At 69.1% G+C, this 18,075-nt stretch carries 15 protein-coding genes; 8 read left to right on the forward strand and 7 right to left on the reverse strand.

Annotation, left to right across the window (positions count from 1 at the left end; all coding sequences use genetic code 11):
* A partial coding sequence (locus tag ACN469_RS34395; protein WP_498775006.1) for a protein kinase domain-containing protein occupies positions 1-2,292 on the forward strand: 2,292 nt, incomplete at its 5' end.
* 27 nt (positions 2,293-2,319) lie between these two features.
* Here the strand turns inward: ACN469_RS34395 and ACN469_RS34400 are convergent.
* Together ACN469_RS34400 and ACN469_RS34405 are read right to left on the reverse strand one after the other, a co-directional pair.
* Positions 2,320-3,630, reverse strand: a complete 1,311-nt coding sequence (locus ACN469_RS34400; RefSeq protein WP_498775008.1) for a tetratricopeptide repeat protein — start codon at positions 3,628-3,630, stop codon at positions 2,320-2,322.
* Positions 3,631-3,641: 11 nt separating this feature from the next.
* Complete coding sequence (locus tag ACN469_RS34405) at positions 3,642-5,015, reverse strand: DUF4331 domain-containing protein (protein ID WP_498775010.1); 1,374 nt, start codon at positions 5,013-5,015, stop codon at positions 3,642-3,644.
* A gap of 231 nt (positions 5,016-5,246) precedes the next feature.
* Here ACN469_RS34405 and ACN469_RS34410 point away from each other — a divergent pair, with 231 nt between their 5' ends.
* Positions 5,247-7,403 (forward strand): alpha-amylase family glycosyl hydrolase, encoded by a 2,157-nt coding sequence (locus ACN469_RS34410; protein ID WP_498775012.1) that lies wholly within the window; start codon positions 5,247-5,249, stop codon positions 7,401-7,403.
* Between the two features lie 60 nt (positions 7,404-7,463).
* Here ACN469_RS34410 and ACN469_RS34415 read toward each other — a convergent pair whose 3' ends face one another.
* Positions 7,464-7,673, reverse strand: coding sequence for a hypothetical protein (locus tag ACN469_RS34415; RefSeq protein ID WP_498775014.1), 210 nt, complete (start codon positions 7,671-7,673; stop codon positions 7,464-7,466).
* Between the two features lie 226 nt (positions 7,674-7,899).
* On the opposite strand from ACN469_RS34415, the gene ACN469_RS34420 reads away from it, so the two are divergent.
* Both ACN469_RS34420 and ACN469_RS34425 read left to right on the forward strand, forming a co-directional pair.
* Positions 7,900-8,175 carry a hypothetical protein gene (locus tag ACN469_RS34420; RefSeq protein ID WP_046713894.1) on the forward strand — a complete coding sequence of 92 codons (276 nt, stop codon included), beginning with the start codon at positions 7,900-7,902 and terminating at the stop codon, positions 8,173-8,175.
* Between the two features lie 62 nt (positions 8,176-8,237).
* Positions 8,238-8,987: a PHP-associated domain-containing protein gene (locus ACN469_RS34425; protein WP_498775016.1), complete on the forward strand. Its 750-nt coding sequence runs from the start codon at positions 8,238-8,240 to the stop codon at positions 8,985-8,987.
* An 18-nt stretch (positions 8,988-9,005) separates the two neighbouring features.
* Here the strand turns inward: ACN469_RS34425 and ACN469_RS34430 are convergent, their stop codons facing one another.
* The 3 genes from ACN469_RS34430 to ACN469_RS34440 form a co-directional block, all read right to left on the reverse strand.
* Entirely contained in the window at positions 9,006-9,752 is a 747-nt protein-coding gene (locus tag ACN469_RS34430; RefSeq protein ID WP_498775018.1) for a hypothetical protein, read from the reverse strand.
* Between the two features lie 309 nt (positions 9,753-10,061).
* A complete protein-coding gene (locus tag ACN469_RS34435; protein ID WP_498775020.1) occupies positions 10,062-10,409 on the reverse strand; it encodes an FmdB family zinc ribbon protein in 348 nt (115 codons plus the stop codon).
* 15 nt (positions 10,410-10,424) lie between these two features.
* On the reverse strand, positions 10,425-11,660 hold the full coding sequence (locus ACN469_RS34440) for a hypothetical protein (protein ID WP_498775022.1): 1,236 nt from the start codon (positions 11,658-11,660) through the stop codon (positions 10,425-10,427).
* A 350-nt stretch (positions 11,661-12,010) separates the two neighbouring features.
* Here ACN469_RS34440 and ACN469_RS34445 point away from each other — a divergent pair, with 350 nt between their 5' ends.
* The 4 genes from ACN469_RS34445 (at position 12,011) to ACN469_RS34460 (ending at position 15,561) form a co-directional block, all read left to right on the forward strand.
* Positions 12,011-12,493 (forward strand): Fur family transcriptional regulator, encoded by a 483-nt coding sequence (locus ACN469_RS34445; protein WP_498775024.1) that lies wholly within the window; start codon positions 12,011-12,013, stop codon positions 12,491-12,493.
* A 1-nt stretch (position 12,494) separates the two neighbouring features.
* Complete coding sequence (locus tag ACN469_RS34450; RefSeq protein ID WP_498775026.1) at positions 12,495-13,007, forward strand: TlpA family protein disulfide reductase; 513 nt, start codon at positions 12,495-12,497, stop codon at positions 13,005-13,007.
* A 113-nt stretch (positions 13,008-13,120) separates the two neighbouring features.
* Complete coding sequence (locus tag ACN469_RS34455; RefSeq protein WP_498775028.1) at positions 13,121-13,402, forward strand: FtsB family cell division protein; 282 nt, start codon at positions 13,121-13,123, stop codon at positions 13,400-13,402.
* The gene (locus tag ACN469_RS34460) at positions 13,399-15,561 is read left to right on the forward strand and encodes a sensor domain-containing diguanylate cyclase (protein ID WP_498775030.1); all 2,163 of its coding nucleotides are present in this window, start codon (positions 13,399-13,401) and stop codon (positions 15,559-15,561) included. Before ACN469_RS34455 ends, ACN469_RS34460 begins: the two co-directional genes overlap by 4 nt.
* A 70-nt stretch (positions 15,562-15,631) precedes the next feature.
* Here the strand turns inward: ACN469_RS34460 and ACN469_RS34465 are convergent, their stop codons facing one another.
* Positions 15,632-17,884, reverse strand: a complete 2,253-nt coding sequence (locus ACN469_RS34465; RefSeq protein ID WP_498775032.1) for a di-heme oxidoreductase family protein — start codon at positions 17,882-17,884, stop codon at positions 15,632-15,634.
* Positions 17,885-18,075: the final 191 nt, after the last annotated feature.

The following is an 18,075-nucleotide window of genomic DNA, read 5'->3' on the forward strand; positions in this document are numbered from 1 at the left end:
ATCATGAAGCGGGCGCTGCGCTCCAACTTCGCCAGCCTGCCGGTGCCCATCGCCACGTACATCGCCCTGGAGATGTGCCGGGGCCTGCACTACGCGCACACGCGCGCGGACGACAAGGGCGAGTCCCTGCACATCGTCCACCGCGACATCTCCCCCGACAACGTCCTCATCAGCTACGAGGGCCAGGTCAAGATCGTCGACTTCGGCATCGCCAAGGCGCGCTCGCTGCGCAGCTTCGACACCGCCCCGGGCGTGGTGAAGGGCAAGTACCTCTTCTTCTCGCCGGAGCAGGCGCGGGGCGAAGAGGTGGACGCGCGCACGGATGTCTGGGCCACGGCCGTGGTGCTGTTCGAGATGGTGTGCGGCCGGCTCCCCTTGGAGGGGCCCGAGTACGTGGTGATGCACAAGCTGCACACGCGCCAGCCGTTGCCGCGTCCGCGCGACATCAAACCGGACCTGCCGGTGCGCCTGGAGGCCATCCTCCAGAAGGCGCTCGCGGTGAAGAAGGAGGACCGCTTCGAGTCCGCCCATGCCTTCGGGGATGCGCTGGCCGGGTTCCTCTTCAAGGCGGCGCCGCGCTTCTCCGCGATGTCCGCGGCCTATCTCCTGCGGGAGCTGTTCCGCCCCGACCTGACGGAGATGGGCAAGGACACCAAGGTGCCTGCCTCGTTCGTGGAGGAGCTGTCCGTCTGGCGCGCCACCACGAGCCTGCTGCCCAAGCCGACGGAGCTGTCCACCCCCGAGCTGCGAACCGAGCCGCAGACCCTCGAGAGCCTTCCGGGGGAGTTGCCGGATGGTGGGGAGGGAGCAGGGCTCGAAGGCGACGAGGAGGAGGACGGCAACTCTCCGGACCGGGGAGGCTTCTTCGAGAACGGCTTCCGCATCTCCACGCACCACGTCGTGGTGGCGGGGGGCCTGCTGCTGCTCGCGGGCCTGTTCTGGACCTCCTTCGACAAGCTCAAGGCGGACTGGGTCCCGCCCGAGCCGAAGCCCACCGGCCCGGCCCGGCCGCCGCTGCCCGGTCCGCAGATCAAGCCAGCCGTTGACTCCCGCCCCCCGAGCGGCCCTCCGCCCGCGGAGCCAGTGCAGAGGGGGCAGAAGGTCGAGCCCCCGGGGAAGATGGATTCGGTGCACATGCCGATGGAGTCGTTCCGGCTGGACGCTCGGAAGCACCTCCTCGGCGTGTCCTCCGGGCGCGCGGCGCTGGGCACGTTGGATCCGCGGGTGACGTATCGCATCTCCGAGTCGGGCGTCCTGGCCCCGGCGGATCGCGGCAAGCCCATGCCGAGCCTCTTCTTCCTGTTGGCGGGGAAGGACGTCGCGGCGGACGCGGCGGTGGGACTGGTGACGCGCAAGCCGGAGCCGTTCCGAGGGGCCTCGGCGGTGATGTTCTTCACGGTGGGCGCGCCCACGCCGGAGGATGACCTGCCCGAGCGCGTCGTCACGGTGCTGAACACCCGCACGAACGAGGCGCGCCGCCACACCGTCCACGTGGAGTACATGACCACCGACCTGAGCCGGAGCCTCTTCGTCGACGGGTTGGACCCCATGGAGGTCTACACGCTGACGCTGGAGGAGGTGGAGGGGGGCGCCTTCACCCGAGGGAGGGACCAGGGCGCGGTGTTGAAGGTCGCGTGCGTGCAGCAGGTGTCCGCGGAGCGTGACGGTCCGAGCACGCCTCCGGCCCGAGCGCAGCGCTTCCTGCTGTCTCGCGGGGAGGACGTGAAGCTCAGCGGTGTCCATGGGCTCTTTTGCGGCTTCATCGACGATGACTCCTCCGACAACCAGGGCGCGGTGAAGGTCCGCATCGAGACAGGGGAGAGTGGCTCCAGGGTCCGCCCCGACGCCGAACCGGCCGGAACGGAGCAGCCCCCCGTGGAGGACCTGGATACGGGGACCCGTCCCCCGAGCACGGGACCGACGACAGGCGCACCCAAGGTGCCGTCCCCCAGGGCGCCGCCTCGACCGTCGCCACCGGTCGTGGTGCCGGACGAGCCGCCCGAAGCGAGCCGGGGTGAGCTGGCGCTCCTGCAGGCAAGGGCCCTGTACAAGGCGAAGCAGTACGACGCCGCGAGGACACGCGCGCGTGAGTGCGTCGCGATGGAGCCGGAGAACTTCGAGTGCCACCTGTTCCTGGGCTCGGTGGCGGCCAAGCTCGAGCGCAAGGAGGAGGGCGCGAAGCACTACCGCCTCTTCCTCGAGCTGGCCCCGTCGAACCATCCCCATGCGAGCGCGGTGATCAAGGCCCTGGAGGAGTACGAGTCCATGCAGGGCAATCGCGCGGAGCCGTAGGAAGGGCACGGGCGCGGGCGGCTTGCCTCACTCCGCTCGCTGGCCCCGGGCCTGGGCCCTGACATCTCCCGGAAGAGGTGTCATCGCCCCGAGCAGCTCCCGGGCCCGCTCCACCTGTCTCGGCGGAAGCGGAGGAAACCCTCGCAGCGCCGCGTCCAGGTGAAGCCGGGCACTGTCCTGCTCTCCCCCCGCCGAGGCGACGAGCCCCGCGACGTACTCCAACCTCGCGTTGCGCGTCCCCAGCCTCAGCGCGGCTTGAATCAGGGGCCGTGCCTCCTCCACCTTGCCCGCGTTGACGAGCGCATAGGCCAGCACCGCCTGCGTGAAGACGTCCCTCCGTTGCGTCAGCTCACGCCGGGCGAGCGCCTCCGCCTGGGCCCCGTCGCGTCCCAGGTCCAGCAGCAGTCGCGCCTGCTCGCGTGAGTCCTGGGCCGTGTCCTGGAGTGCCAGGGCGTATTCCACCTGGGCCTCCTGCCCGCGTCCCGCCGCCAGGAGCGCATCCGCCAGGAAGGCGCGGTGCCCCGCCTGGGGACGGGCCGTCATCGCCGCTCGATAGGCCTCGACCGCCGCGTCGGCCTGTCCTCGGGCGCGCAGGACATGGCCGCGTCCCGCGTGTGCCCGGTCCAGGCCCGGTGCATGCGTGAGCGCGACGGTGAAGTACTCGAAGGCCGTGTCCGGCGCTCCCTTCGCGAGGAACGCATCGCCCAGCTCACACAGCGCCTTGGCCACCGTGTCGCCATCCCGCGGGTCCGCCGACGTCGCCGCGAGCTTGAGCACGGAGATGGCCCCGTCCACGTCGCCCCTCAAAAGACGCAGATACCCCACCCGCGTGTACGTGGCGTGCGAGGGCTTCAGGTCCATCATCCGCCCGTAGGCCGCCTCTCCCTCGTCGTAGCGCCCCAGCTCCAGTTCGGCGTCTCCGAGCAGTCCCTGGAAGAAGGCGTCATGCGGGTGCTGCTCCGTCAGCCGCAGGGCGGCGTCACGGAGGTCCTTGAACTGGTGGTCGTGGTGGAGCAGCAGCAGCTCCACCTTGAGCGCATCCACGCGTTCGGGGTCCACCAGCAACGCGCGCCGGGCCGCGACACGCGCGTGCATCAGGTGCCGGGCATCCGCCGAGCGCAGCCCCTCCCGCATCCACTCCGTGGCGAGCCGCGCCTGCGCCGGGGCGCTGTCCGGCGGGGCTTCTCGCTCCAGCCGGGCCAGTCGTTCCAGCGTGGACTCCGAGGCCCGCACGCGCGAGGAGTCCGGGCGCGCGGGGGCCAGCCACCACCGCGTGAGCCCGCCCACGGAGATCGCCACCATCGCGACGCCAAGGGCGAGCAGTTGTCGAGAGGCCATGGCGCGAAGGCTCAGGGAGTCGGATCGCCGGAGTGGGGAGGCGCCAGATATGGGAAGGCGGTGAGGAACGCCTTGTCGTTGGCCGCCACGCCATCGCTGAGCCCGGCGGCGGCCGCCGCGAACGTGCCGCCTCCATCCGGAAGCGTGGCGGGCCCGCCATCCGCGAACGTCGTGAAGAAGGCCCCGCCCACCGCCTTGAGCGCCACGTCCGTCACGTCGTCGGTGAGCAGCCGACCATTCGGGTACGCGGAGTCCGTGCCGGTGTTGATGTGGAGCATCTCACCGGTGGGTTTGCCCTGCGTGTTGCGGGTGTAGATGGCGGCCAGGTCCGTGCGCGGCGAGGGCGGGGCCAGGGGGATGAAGCCCTTGGCCTGGAGGAGCTGGGGCAGCTCCGGGTTGGTGACGATGGCGACGATGGTGGGGTTGGCCAGGTCGTTCTGCGGCTTGGAGGCGTTGAAGAAGTCCTTGAACTTCAAGGGAACGACCACCTCGTTCACCAGGGGATTGCCCAACCGGGACACCTGCACCCACGCGCCGCTCGTGTCCACGCCGCCATCGGCTCGGCGCGTGGTGACCTTCGGCCGGCTGGACGTGGTCCAGATGCCCAGGTGCGGAGAGCTGAACTCCGTCAGCGGCAGCTCGATGACGAGTGACAGGATGTTCAGCCCCGCCAGGTCATCGCGGTTCGGCTTGCCGTCGTAATTGAGGAAGTCGAAGGTCTTCGAGAGGTTGACGAAGAACGGATCGTCCCGAGGTCCCGCGAAGACCTTGTACTTGGCCGCGCTGCCCAGGCCCGTCTGGATGGCGCTCTGGGTGATGGGGTCCAACGTGGAGCCCGTCGCGGTTTGCGGATAGGTCGGCGTCGTCAGCCGCCCCACGTTGTTGGGGGCCACCGGCGCGTCGCGGACGATGACCTGGTTGGAGCCGCCCACCACCTTGGTGAGCGTGTACGTCTGGTAGCGGAGGATCTCCGGCGCCGTGGCCGTCTTCACGCCCGCGAAGGCGTACAGGAAGGAGTCCTTGAAGGCGTCATAGCCGGCCACCGCGCCCACCGAGGGCAGGGGGCTGGGACGAATCTGCGTGCGGAAGCGGAACTGGTAGCGAATGTCGGGAGCGCCATCACCCGACTGGTCAATCTGGATTTCGTAGAGGACGTTGTCGTCGAACAGGTAGAAGTTGGGGCCACCGTAGGGGAGGCCGAAGGGCGAGTAGTTCGCCACCAGCACCAGGTTGCCGCCCTGCTTCCAGGCGTACATGTCCGTCCCGTCCGCCGCCGGGTCGTTGCTGATGAGCGGAGCCTCGCGATGACTGGACGCCACCGCGACGCTGGCTGCGAGGAACAGCGGTACCGCGAGGAGACGCCACGCCGGAAGGGGAGCTCTCATGCGTTTTCCTTGAAGGGGGAACCGTGAGCGCGGGTGCGGGACGAGACTGCGGGCTCGGTCGCCTGGGGGAGCCCTGAGTACCCAGCAGGTTGGGCCGGTGGCTCCTGTCCCAAGGTGCGAGTCGCCCTCCAGTGTCCAGTGGGCGTCACCTCCGCCATGACGCAGTGGGCCAAGAAGGTGTCGTCGGGGGGCATGGAAAAGCGAGGGGGCCTCCCGTAGAAAGGCAGCCGCATGACGCACTCCCGCATCGTCCGTTCGCTCGCGCTTCCGGTGTTGCTCCTCTCCGCGGCCTGCGGTGACTCCGAGGACTCCATTCCCGTCCGGACCTGCGAGGTGACGCTGACGTACGCGCCCCAGCAGTCGCTCCAGGGCACGGTGTTCGTCACGGGCGAATGGAATGGCTTCACCGCCACCTCCCTGCGCATGGCGGACCGAGGGGACGGCGTGTTCACCGCGCGCGTGGAAGGCTTGGAGCCGCGCGACTACGGCTACCGCTTCGTCGTGGGCAAGCAGGAGTTGATGGATCCGCAGAATCCATACTCCCGCTGGGTGCGCACGGAGGAGTACTCGCGCCTGACGGTGCCCGACTGCCGGCAGCCGGTGCTGGAGCTGAGGCGCTTCGTCGCGACGCCCGAGGGCGCGCTGGACGTCGACGTGGCCTACGTCGACGGGACGGACGAGGTGGGGCCGGACTCCGAGCGGGTGACGCTGTCGCTGGACGGAGAGGTCAAGCCCGGCACCTTCGACGCGAAGACGGGGCGCCTGCGGCTGAAGGTCGAGGGACTGGCCCAGGGCAAGCACCACGTGAAGGTGGTGGCCATGGACACCTCCGGCCGCGCGGCGGAGCCGCTCTACCTGCCGTTCTGGGTGGAGCCCCAGAAGTTCCGATGGGAGTCGGGGCTGATGTACTTCGCCTTCACGGACCGCTTCCTCAACGCGCGCACCGAGAATGACGGCGCCGTGGCGGACGTGGACCCCATCGCCAACTACCAGGGCGGCGACTTCGCCGGCATCACCGAGAAGATCAACGACGGCTACTTCGACGCGCTCGGCGTGCGCACGCTGTGGATCTCCCCGGTGGACCAGAACCCCGAGGGGCGCTTCATCGGCACGGGCGGCAAGTACTACGCCGGCTACCACGGCTACTGGCCCTCGCAGCCGCGCACGACGCAGCACCGCTTCGGCTCGATTGAAGAGCTGCGCGCCCTCACCGCCGCGGCCCACCGCAAGGGCATCCGCGTCATCGCCGACCTGGTGCTCAACCACGTCCACCAGGAGCACCCGTACTGGGTCAGCCACCGGAACGACGACTGGTTCAACACCTCCGCCAGCTGCGTGTGCGGCACCCAGGACTGTGACTGGGAAGAGAAGCGGCTGACGTGCAAGTTCACCGACTACCTGCCGGACTTCAACTGGCGGTCGTCGAACATGGTGGACCGGTTCATCGACGACACCCTGTGGTGGCTGGAGGCGGCGGACTTCGACGGCTTCCGCATGGACGCCGTCAAGCACCTGGACCAGGTGGCGGGGCGCACCCTGCGCGGACGTCTGAGGGACATCACCGCGATGACGGGCACCGAGTTCTACCTGGTGGGTGAGACCTTCGTCGGCGCGGACGGCCGCTCGCAGATCGCCCGCTACATCAGCCCTCGCGAGCTGGATGGCCAGTTCGACTTCCCGCTGTACTGGCCGGTGCGCGAGGCCTTCGCGGACGGCCAGGGCCTGGAGCGCGTGGACCAGGCGGTGCGGGAGAACGAGGTCTTCTACGCGCCGGGCACCATCAACTCGCCCTTCATCGGCAACCACGACGTGGCGCGCTTCATCTCCCAGGCGGCGAAGCAGCTGGACGGGGAGGGGGGAGACCCCTGGAGCAGCGCCCGCCCCTCGGCGACGGTGACGGACGCGGCGGCCTTCGAGAAGGCGAAGTTCGCCTTCACCTTCGTGCTGACCCAGCCGGGCGTGCCGCTCGTCTATTACGGGGACGAGGTGGGCCTGCCGGGCGCGGGAGACCCCGACAACCGCCGGCTGATGCGCTTCGGCTCCACGCTCACCCCGCTGGAGGCGGAGCTGCTCACCGTCGTCCAGAAGCTGGGGCAGGCGCGCCTCGCCCATCCCGCGCTCCAGACGGGAGCCCGGCACACGCTGCGAATCGAGAGGGACTTGTACGTCTTCCAGCGCTCACTGCCGGACGGGCAGGGCGCGGTGATCGCCATCAACCGGAGCGACGTGGAGCGCCCGCTGGTGGTGGAGCCCCTGGGAAGCCTGGCGGCGAGCAGCGCCACCTACAAGGACGTCTTCAGTGGCCGCACGCTCCAGCTCGCCGGGACGGAGACCCAACTGGTCATCCCTCCGCGCAGCGTCGCCGTGTACGTGCCTTCCGCCGAGTAATGCCGCCGCGGAGTCGAGGGAAGGGGAGGGGCCGCCCCCTTCCCACCGCGGCCCCGCGAACTACGGCTGCGGAACGGGCTGCTGCGCCGTCTTGTGCTTGTAGAAGAGCACGAGGGTGTAGCAGTGGAATTCGTTGTCCGACGACTGGGCCACCACGCGATCCACGATCTCCAGATCGGAGTTGCTCTTCATCCAGCGGGTGACGTTCTCACCCAGCTCCTCGCGCTCCTTCGCCTTGGTGGCGGAGAAGACCTTCACGCCCGTGAACATCGCCTGCCACTCCTTGTGCGGTCCCAATTCAGGACAAGGGGGCATCCTCGCACGGCGTGTTCCGAGGTGTCAAAAACCCGGCTTCCTGGAGGGTAGGGTGTTGGAGGCCTCGCGACGGGGGTTTGCAGCCGGAAGCGCGTGCTTAGTTTGCTCAAGTCGCACCCGTTTGGGGGCGCTCGAGGCAGGGGGCCACGAGTGGCGGCGTGTTGGGGAAGGGGGCAGGCCCGTGGACGTGAAGACGAAGAAGGATCTGGCGGTTGATTTCATCAACACCATCCGGACGATGGAGCCCACCGCGCTGAATGCGCTCATCGTCAAGGAGGCGGGGGAGGAGCTGGCGCAGTTCTTCTTGAACTACAGCGCCAATCTCATCTCCAAGGACCCGTCCCGGGTGCTGGAGAACACGTCCTCGCTGATGCTGATGGGGTACCTCATCCGCACCTACGAGGAGAAGAACACGCAGGCCAAGCAGGGGACCTTCCAGTCCTACGCCTTCGCCTGAGGGACGCAGGGGGGCACCGCGGGCTCGACAGGCCCTGGGGAGCCTGTTAGGGAGCGGCGCCCATGCTCATCGACCTGCACGCCCATTCCCACCTGTCCAAGGGGTGCGAGTTGGACCCTCGCGCCGTGTTGGAACGGGCCGCGCTGTTCGGCCTGGACGGGGTGGCCTTCACGGAAACCAATACCCAGGACGGCTGTGACGAGCTGTTCGAGATTGGCGCGAAGTCGAAGGTGAAGGTGTTCGTCGGGTTGGAGCTGGTGACGGACCGTGGCCAATACCTGTGCTTCTTCCCGAAGCCGGAGCTGGCCCCGGAGCCCGTGCAGATGTGGGGCAGCAACCGCGAGAAGCCCTGGAGCGCCGCGGAGTGTCTGCCCAAGGTGAAGGCGATGGGCGCGGCGATCATCGCCGCGCGGCCCTTCGACAGGGACTCGCCCAACCCGGCCATGGACTTCGTGCGCTCGCTCAACCTGCTGAGCGCCGTGGAGGGCTACAACGCCCGGGTGAAGCAGACCGCCAATGACCTGGCCGTGGAGGCAGCCGAGGCGCTCAAGCTGCCCTGCACCGGCGGCAGCGACGTGCGCGGCTCCCTGGACGAGATGGGCCGGGGCGCCACGTTCTTCAAGAACCCCGTGACGACGCAGGCCCAGCTGGTGGCCGAGCTGCTCAAGGGCGAGTTCTGGCCGGTGATGGCCGGCGAGCTGCCCCGCCTCACGCGTCCCGGCGAGGCCCAGGCGGCTCGCAAGCAGGGCGGCGGTGGTGGTGGCGGTGGTGGCAAGCGCCGCCGCGGTGGCGGCGGTGGCGGTCGCCGGTAGCTCCGGGTCGCGCGGGCGCTACGGCAGGACGGAGGCGCCCGCCTCTTCGGCGCGAGCCAGGCGGCCATCCGTGATGAAGGCCTTGCGGCGGCCTCCCGGATACGTCCACTCCTCGTTCTTCGCGGTGCCCTCCAGCGTGCGCCGCACCAGCTCCGGCGGCCCCCAGGCCATGCGGACCGCGTCCGCGGACATGTTGGCCACCAGACGCTTCTCTCGCACGGCGTCGCGCACGGGGGGCGCCAGGGCCTCCAGCTGGGCCTTGGGGTTCTGGGGGGTGAGGTACTTCTCCACCTCCGCGCGGAAGTCGTTGGGCTGCTCCAGGTTGGGCGGCAGCACCAGCACGAGGGGCGGCGCGTCCGGCTTGCCGTCCTCGGCCAGGTAGACCCACGGCCAGGTGCGCGGCGTGTAGAGGACGCGCTCGGCGACCACCCACGCGGTGGGGAACTCCACCTTGGTGATGCGCAGCTTCGTGCCCGCGGGCAGCGTGCGCTCCACGGCGCCGGGGTTGATGGGCTTGCCCTTGCTGTCGTCCAGGAGGCGCACGTCGTCTGGCGCATAGGGCGTGAGCAGCCGCTTGGAGCCGTCCCCGAAGAAGGGGGTGACGTTGCCGGAGACGCGCAGGTACTGCTCCGCCTCCGGGCCGGTGAGCGTGCGCTGGAGCGACGTGCGGGCGTCCGGCGCCATGCGGGTGTAGTTGCCACAGCCGACCGCGAACGCGGCCAGCACGAGGAGGGACAGCGAGGAGAAGGGGCGTCGGGCGAGCATCAGGGCACCTCCGCGACAGGGCGCGCGGGAAGTGCCTTGCTTAGCTCAGCGCGATGCCTGCGTCAGCGTCGTCGCGGCGGAGGTGTCCCGCTTGCCGCCACGGCAGCCGCGCTGCGCCGGGCACACGGGACCCCGGCCATGCGGGTCCGGTACCAGCAGGAAGCGGCCGAGCCCGCGCGTATCCGTGAGCTCCGGGTGACCGCACAGAGCACATTGGCGGGGAGGACGCTTGGAGGGGGGGAAGGGCACGGGGCGCGAGTGTGCGTCGCTCCCGGACCCCGCGCGAATTTTCCGCCCCTCCGCGTCCGACTACTTCTTGTCGCCCGAGGCCGCGGCCGGCGCCGGGGTGCTGCTCGTCGTGGACGACGCGGCGGGCGTCGACGACGGCGTGCTGCTCGCGGTGGACGAGGAGCCGCTGCTCGAAGAACCCGAGGAGCTCGAGGAGGAGGACGACGAGGCGCCGTCCTTCTTCGTCGAGCTGTACAGGTCGGAGTACCAGCCGCCGCCCTTGAGGACGAAGCTGGAGCGGCTGAGCATCTTGGTCAGCGGGCCCTCGGCGCCGCACGTGGCGCACACCGCGGGCGCGGGGTCGGAGAACTTCTGCAGGACATCAATGACTTTTCCACAGCTCTGACAGGCGTACTCGTAGATGGGCATGGTCGCGGTGCCTCTTCAGGGAGTTGAGGGAGGGACGCCGGGGTGGAGCTGCTTGCGCAGCCCCTCCGCGAGCCCCAGGCGCTCGATGGCGCGGAAGATCAGCTCCGCGGGCGAGCCGTACTTGCGGCCCACGGAGTCACAGAGTCCATGCAGGTCCGTGGCGCCAGGCACCTCGTCCCGCATCAGCCGCTCCAGGTCCTTGCGGAGCGACTCGTTGAACTTGCGCTGGATGCCCAGGTCCACGAGGTACTTCTCACGGCCCAGCAGATCCAACCGGTGTGTCAGGTGCGAGGTGGCCAGCGCCTCGCGACGGAAGCGCTCACGCAGCGCCTCCACGTCCTCGGTCAGCCCGACGGAGGCCACCAGTCGCGCCAGCTCCGGCGGACTCACGCCCAGCGCCCAGCCCACCCGGCCCGTGGCGCCACGCTGCTGGCTGTAGGCGTCCAGGACTTGGAGGCGCTCCTTCTCCTTCAGCGCGTCGAGCAGGCCGTGATCGCGCAGCACCGCCTCCAGATCCACGAGCGTCAGGTCGCCGCGCGAGCCGTTGAACCGGTGGGACATGTTGCGCAGCAGGGCGAAGCGGTGCTCGGAGCCCTCCAGCGAGGCCTCCAGGAGGTCCTTGCCACCGGCGCGCGTCAGCTCCACGAAGGGCGTGCGGGGTGCCTCCACGCGGGTGAAGCGGCCCCGAGGACGGGGGAGGTCGCGACGCAGGAAGCTCGGCCCGTCATCCAGGGCCGTCAGGTCCTGCTCGGACGGAGAGGTCGTCTCCTCGTCCACCAGGGTGGAGCGCTTCTTCGGGGCGATGCGCTCCTGGACGGTGGCAGCCTCCTCCGCCTTGGAGGCCTTCTTCGCCTTGCCGGAGGACTCGGCGGGCTTGGCGGCAGGCAGTGCGAAGGAGGGGATGGAGGGATCCGCGACCACGGCGGGCGGAGGCGTCTTCTCCTCCCGCACATAGGCCAGTTCGCGGGCCACGTCGTAGTAGCCGCAGCTCTGACGCTGGGCGGCAACGGCGGGGGCGGTCCCTCGGAGGATGTCCACGACGGCGAAGGGCCCCAGGGGGGTGGTCTCCGGCTCGGCGTCGGTGAGGGCCCGGACCCGGAAGTCATCGTCCTCGAGCAGCAAGGCGAGGGCTTCACGGACCTCGGGAGCGGGTGCCGGCGACTTCGCGCGCCGGCAGAAATCCGAGACGGCAACCGCCACAGGGGTGGGGACGTCGTCGGGCTGTCGTCTTCTCTGCCAGGGGCTGGTCATGGAAAGGTGCGGAAAAATGCTCGTTTACGAGGGCGGATGCCTCTATCTTCGTGGCCAGACAGGTGTCAATGAGCCAGTCCGCTCCCAATCTAAACAGCCAGCGGCTGTTGCAAGCCATGATACGGAGGCCGGCCAAGGGAGGGAGCGCCCCTTGATGCCGGCTGCCGACGTTGCGGGCCGAGGGGGCGGGGGGTATCAGATGCCCCGCGTCCGGAGACCAACAGAGGTCGCTGACAGTTTACTTCGAGGATGACCGGAGCGGGGGGGAAGGGCGGGGCGCGCGATTTCGGGGCGCGGTGACAACAGGATGAGAGGGCCAGGGCAGGGTCGGCCCCCTACCGAGGGATTTCATGCAGGGCCACGACCACGACCACGAAGACATCAAGGACAAGGACGAGGTGCTCGCCCGCTACATGGCCCAGCACGGGCTGAAGAGCACGCGTCAGCGCAGCCTCATCATCGACACCTTCTTCTCCGTGGGTGGGCACCTGTCGGTCGAAGAGCTGTGGAACAAGGTGCGCTCGCAGGACGCGAAGGTCTCCGTGGCGACGGTGTACCGGACCATGAAGCTGCTCAACGAGTGCGGCCTGGCCCACGCCCGGAACTTCGGCGACGGCCAGACGCGCTATGAGGCGGCGGCGGGGAGGGATCACCACGATCACCTCATCTGCACCCGGTGCGGCACCATCATCGAGTTCGAGAATGATCGCATCGAGACGCTCCAGGACGCGGTGGCCAAGAAGCACGGCTTCGCGGTGACGTCGCACAAGATGGAGCTGTACGGCCTGTGTCGGGACTGTCAGCGCGGCATTCCTCCGGACCCGGAAGCGTGAGATGGGGGCCGCCGCGCGAGCCCTGGCCTGCATCGCCCTGCTGACGCTCTCGGGGTGCCGAGGCTCGCGGCCCGTGGACGCCGGGCCCGCCTTCCTCCAGTCGCTGGCCCTGCCCTCGGTGGGGCCCACCGGCCACGATGTGCGCAAGCTCCAGGGCAAGGTCGTCCTGGTCTCCTTCTTCGCGACGTGGTGCTTCCCGTGCCTGGCGGAGATGCCGACGCTGGAGGCGCTCCAGCGCGACTACGGCGCCCAGGGGTTTCAGGTCGTCTCCGTGGGGATGGACCTGGAGGGCGCCAAGGTGCTCCGGCCCTTCGCCGAGCACTACGCGCCCCGCTACCCGATGCTGGTGGCCTCCCCGTGGATCATCGAGGGCCGCAGCCCCTTCGGCCCCATCAAGGGGCTGCCCACCACCATCCTGTTGGACAAGCGAGGCCGCGCGGTGGCCGGCTGGCAGGGCGTGGAAGGGCATGACGACGTGGCGAAGGCGATTGAAAAGCTGCTGAAGCAGGACTGAGCGCTCCAAGTCGCCGGGCTTTCGTGGCGCGCCGCGGGTGCGCTCGCGGGTGCTACAGGTCTGGAGCGGATTTCTTGCGGGGGCGAGGCTCGCGGGTATCGTCGCCAGCGTTCATGACGGCTCGCGGAAAGCTCCTGGTGGTGGCGGTCGGTGTGGCGGGGGCCTTGAGCCTGCTGTCGGTGGCGGATGCTAAGGGCTTCCGCCGCTACCTCTCCTTGCGACAGGACGTGGATGCGCTCCAGCAGCGCAACGCCTCCGTGTCGGAGCAGAACGAGGCGCTGCGTCAGGAGATCGCCGCTTTGCGCAAGGACCCCGCGGCGCTGGAGCGGGCCGTCCGTGAAGAGCTCGGCTACGTGAAGCCGGGCGAGCTCGTCTTTCATCTGGAGTCACCATGACGTCGCTGAGCGCGTTTCCGTCGCCCGGAAGGTTGCTGCGTCATGTCGTGCGGCTGGTTCCCTCCGTCGCGGGGCTGGCCACCTTCCTCCACCTGGCGCGCGGCGGCTTCCGAGGCCTGCACACGCTGGGCTGGCCGGAGGCCGCGCTGGTGCTGTTCCTGCTGGTGGGCATCGGCGTGGCGGCGTGGCGCCGGGCCATGCGCGGCTCGGTGGGCGCCATCATCGATTTGCGAGATGACCTGGAGCTGGGCGGCGGGCTGGTCGCCGCGGGCTTCATCGTCGTGGCCATCGGGGGAGGGGAGCTGTTCCCCATCGTCTATCTGCTGATGGCGTTCCTGGTCGCCTTCCTGCCGCGCAACGCGGGGCTGACGCTGCTGGGCGTGGCGCTGGTGTTCGACGCGCTGGTGACGCTGGGCGGCCCGGTGCCGAACGCGGCGAGCTTCGCGATGCACTCGGCGTTCCTCGTGCTCTTCGCGGGCCTGTACCACCTGGTGCTGGCGTCGCGCATCGCCGTGGCCCGCCGGGCGGAGAACGACGCGGTGCAGAAGCGCATCCGCGAGGTGGAGGAGCGCGCGCGCACCTTCCGCCTGGTCAGCTCCGGCACGGCGGACAGCTTCAGCGGCATGAGCTCCGACGAGAAGTGGCTCGTCGCCTCGGTCAAGGAGATTGAAGGCGCGGTGCACGCGGCGCTGGAGATCGCCGAGACGGGCCTGCGCACGCACACCTGCGCGGCCTTCCTGCTCGCCTCCGACGACCGCAGCCTGAAGCTCTACGACTGCCGCTCCGGCTCCGAGCGCGTGCAGCGCGAGCGGTTCGGCGCGGGCGAGGGCATCATCGGCGGCGTGCTCAAGCGCCGTGCGCCGGTGCGGATGAACTCCGCCCAGGGCCTCAAGGGCGTGACGTACTACGAGGGCAGCGGCCCCAACGTGCAGGCCCTGCTGGCGGTCCCCATCATCGAGGGCAGCGGCCTGGTGCGCGGCGTGCTCGTGGCGGACCGGCTGGCGCACGAGCCGTTCAGCGACCAGGACGAGAAGCTCCTGAGCACCATCGCCGGCGAAGTCCTGCGCTCCATCGAGGTCGAGCGGGTGATGAGCTACATCCGCAAGACGCGCGACGAGAAGGACCGGTTCTTCAAGGCCATCGAGGAGCTGAACCGCGCGGGCAGCCCGGAGCAGGTCTTCGTGGCGGTGCTGGAGAGCACCCGGCAGCTGGCGGGCCTGGACTTCTGCGCGGTGACGCTGGTGTCGGAAGTGGACGGCAAGCGGATGCACCGCGTGGCGCGGATGACGGGCGTGACGGCGCAGGGCAAGGCGCTGGAGGGCCGCTCGTTCCCGGACAACAACGGGCTGGTCGCCAACGTGGTGCGCTACGGCGCGCCGCTGCCGGGCCGGGACTTGAAGGCCATGGACCGGCAGGTCATCTTCGACGACGAGACGCAGATTCGCGGCCTGGGCGCGCTGAAGATCTTCCCGCTGGTGGCGGGCGACCGCATCCTGGGCACGCTGGTGGCGGGCTCGCGCAAGAAGGCGAACTTCGAGCAGGACGTGCTGCGGATGATCGAGGTCATCGCGATTCAAGCCGCGCAGGCGGTGCTGCGCGCGCAGCTCTACGAGCAGATGGAGCGGATGGCGACGACGGACGGCCTCACCGGCCTGTTCAACCACCGCACCTTCCAGGCGAAGGCGGACGAGATTCTCGCGCAGGCGCGGCGCTACCAGCGCAAGTGCTCCGTCGTCCTCACGGACGTGGACCACTTCAAGAGCGTCAACGACACCTACGGCCACCCGACGGGCGACCAGGTGCTCAAGGGCGTGGCGCGCATCATCAAGTCCATGGCGCGAGACACGGACGTGGTGGCGCGCTACGGCGGCGAGGAGTTCGTCATCATCATGCCGGAGACGGACGCGAAGGGCGCGTACACCATCTCCGAGCGGATTCGCGAGGCGGTGAAGGCGGAGGTCTTCCAGACGGAGATGGGGCCCCTGCGCATCACCATGTCGCTGGGCATCGCCACCTTCCCGGACCACGGGATGGAGAAGCAGCAGCTCATCGACCTCGCCGACCAGTGCCTCTACCACTCCAAGCGCAACGGCCGGAACCAGTGCGTCACCGTGGCGCAGATGCAGGGCGGCCGGAAGCTCCAGGCCGTGGAGGCGTAGCGGCGACGGCCCGGGGAGCCCCTGTCTTCGGGACTCCCCGAGCCCGCGTCGAACCGGGTGGGCTCGACGGCTACAGCGACTGGAGGAACCGCAACAGCGCGGCCCGGTCCGCGGCGTTCATCGCGACGAAGGCGTTCTTCGAGGCGTTGCCCTCGCCCGCGTGCCAGAGGATGGCCTCCGTGAGGTTGCGAGCGCGACCGTCATGCAGGTACGCCTCGCCTCCGCTGACGCCCGCCGTCAGGCCGATGCCCCACAAGGGGGGCGTACGCCACTCGGCGCCGGACGCGATGCCTTCCGGCAGGTTGTCCGCCAGGCCCGTGCCCATGTCGTGCAGGAGCAGGTCGGTGTACGGGCGGATGGTCTGTCCGCGCAGCTCCGCGTTCGGGTGGAAGGCGCTGGTGGTGAGCGAGGCCGTGTGGCACTTCGCGCAGCCCGCGTTCGCGAACAGCGTCTCGCCGCGCAGCGCCGTGGTGTCGCGCAAGTCACGCCGCGCGGGCACGCCGAGCAGCGCCACGTAGCGCACCATCTTGTCCAGGTCCGTGTTGTTCAGCTCCTGGCTGGAGCCCGCGCACCCCTGCTGCGAGGGGCCGCAGTCGCCCGTGGGGAACACGGCGGTGGTGACGCCGATGTCCCGGTTGAGGGCCTCGGCCACCTGGTGCTTGAGCCGGGCGATGCCGGCCTTCCAACCGAAGCGCCCCAGCCGCGTCTGGCCCGTCTCCGGGTCGACGACGGCCTGCATGCGACCGGAGATGCCGTCACCGTTGCTGTCGTTCGGGTCGGCGAGCCCCGCCACGGCCGTCTCGGGGACCGCTTCCAGCAAGCCCAGGCCCACGAGCTGCGGCGTGATGCGCGCCGAGTGGTTCGTGGGGATGACGTTGAGGAAGCTGTAGTTGGGCTTGCGCAGCTCGTAGCCCGTGCCGTCCGCGAACTGGCCCGTGCTGGTCGTCCAGCTTGCGATGCGCACGTCCGCCTCGGGGGTGCCGCTGGTGCTGCGCGGCTGGAGGCGGTAGCCCAGGAAGGGCTCCGCCGTCACCGTGGAGCCATTCACCCGGCCCACCTTGACGACGTAGTTGCCCAGGGTGGTGTTGACGGCGGGCGGCAGTCCGCGGCCGTTCTGCACGTGGCAGGAGATGCAGGAGCGGTTGATGTAGTGAGGCCCCAGCTTGTTCACCTGCGACGACAAGATGGGGTTGCCCGGCTCCGAGTGGCTGCCGTCGCTGAAGTCGGTGTGGTGCAGGCGGCGGCCCTCGACGAAGGGCTGCGCGTTGATGGGCGCCATGTTCAGCGCCATCTGCAGGAACCGGTTCCTCGGCTCGTTGGAGTAGGGGTAGTTCAGCGTCGTGCGGCCACCCGACCAGCCCGCGGCGGGCAGGGCGAAGGAGTCGTTGATGGCGCCCTGGCCCTCGAAGGGGACGATTCCCGCGCTGCCCACGATGTAGAGCATGGCGCGGCCGTAGTAGTTGAATCGCCCTTCCACCGGTTGCCGAAGGAAGACGCCGGCCTCGATCTCCATGCGGTCACCCACGCGGATGGCCCGGCCCTCCTTGGCGTTGAAGTTGACGCTCGCGGTGTAGAGGAAGTCGTTCACCCGCTCGAAGGTGCCGTTGTGGAAGTACTCCGCCACGGTGTTGAGGCCGCGGAAGAAGGCCCGGAAGTTCGTGCCGTCATGCGGAGCCACCGTGTGGAGATTCACCCGGATTTGACTGCCACCCTTGGCCACCTCGTCGAAGATTTCGAGCCAGAAGGTGCGGTTCTCGAAGTATCGCGCCAGGTAATGGTCATACGCCTGGTACTGAGACTCGCGCGCGTGCCTGTCACGGACGCGATCTCCCACGCGGGTGATGAGCGCGGTCGACGTGTCCTGCGTCGTCGCGGGCTCCAGCGCGGTGCCGGTGTTGAAGAGGGGGATGATGTTCCCTACGTCGGGCGGGGGCCCGGCGTCGGGGGTACCAGGGCCAGCGTCGGGAGTGCCCGTGCCGGCGTCCGGTTGCGACGTGCCTCCCGAGTGCGTGTAGCGCGCCCACGTCGTGTCGAAGGCGCAGTTACAGCCCACGTCCCAATACGTGAACGAGTAGTCGACGAAATCACCAGTGATGAGACCGCTCACCGTGAACTGGTTGCGGCCTCCGGTGACGACCATCCTCACGTTCTGCTGCAAACCGTTGTTCACCTTGTAGTGGATGTCTGCCCACGACGTGGTGTCGATGAAGAAGATGGCGGACGAGCCAGACGGCTGAGCGCCAGAGGTGGCGGCGCTCGCGGAACTGGCCGCGCATGCCGCCATCAACAATGCCACGGCCACTCCTGTTGCTCTGATACGCATGCGTGTTCTCCAGGGGGATCCTCCGCATGGTGGCTTCGGCTTTCTCCACCATCCGAAGGAAGTGAAGTGTTAGGCGGAGAAGCCAAGAATTCCTATGATGTTCGGAAAATTTATCTACTAGTGATATTTTCCGGACATTCGTGACAGCCCGGACTTGCGTCCTGATGCGTTGCGTTGAAGCGCGGCTGGGG

The organism is Corallococcus terminator, from assembly GCF_049194865.1.
Taxonomy (GTDB): Bacteria; Myxococcota; Myxococcia; order Myxococcales; family Myxococcaceae; genus Myxococcus; species Myxococcus terminator_A.

Coding starts and splice junctions, on each gene's coding strand:
- ACN469_RS34440 (WP_498775022.1), bottom strand. CDS start 11,660: ATGACCAGCCCCTGGCAGAGAAGACGACAGCCCGACGACGTCCCCACC.
- ACN469_RS34405 (WP_498775010.1), bottom strand. CDS start 5,015: ATGAGAGCTCCCCTTCCGGCGTGGCGTCTCCTCGCGGTACCGCTGTTC.
- ACN469_RS34430 (WP_498775018.1), bottom strand. CDS start 9,752: ATGCTCGCCCGACGCCCCTTCTCCTCGCTGTCCCTCCTCGTGCTGGCC.
- ACN469_RS34425 (WP_498775016.1), top strand. CDS start 8,238: ATGCTCATCGACCTGCACGCCCATTCCCACCTGTCCAAGGGGTGCGAG.
- ACN469_RS34435 (WP_498775020.1), bottom strand. CDS start 10,409: ATGCCCATCTACGAGTACGCCTGTCAGAGCTGTGGAAAAGTCATTGAT.
- ACN469_RS34400 (WP_498775008.1), bottom strand. CDS start 3,630: ATGGCCTCTCGACAACTGCTCGCCCTTGGCGTCGCGATGGTGGCGATC.
- ACN469_RS34450 (WP_498775026.1), top strand. CDS start 12,495: ATGGGGGCCGCCGCGCGAGCCCTGGCCTGCATCGCCCTGCTGACGCTC.
- ACN469_RS34445 (WP_498775024.1), top strand. CDS start 12,011: ATGCAGGGCCACGACCACGACCACGAAGACATCAAGGACAAGGACGAG.
- ACN469_RS34415 (WP_498775014.1), bottom strand. CDS start 7,673: ATGTTCACGGGCGTGAAGGTCTTCTCCGCCACCAAGGCGAAGGAGCGC.
- ACN469_RS34465 (WP_498775032.1), bottom strand. CDS start 17,884: ATGCGTATCAGAGCAACAGGAGTGGCCGTGGCATTGTTGATGGCGGCA.
- ACN469_RS34455 (WP_498775028.1), top strand. CDS start 13,121: ATGACGGCTCGCGGAAAGCTCCTGGTGGTGGCGGTCGGTGTGGCGGGG.
- ACN469_RS34410 (WP_498775012.1), top strand. CDS start 5,247: ATGACGCACTCCCGCATCGTCCGTTCGCTCGCGCTTCCGGTGTTGCTC.
- ACN469_RS34460 (WP_498775030.1), top strand. CDS start 13,399: ATGACGTCGCTGAGCGCGTTTCCGTCGCCCGGAAGGTTGCTGCGTCAT.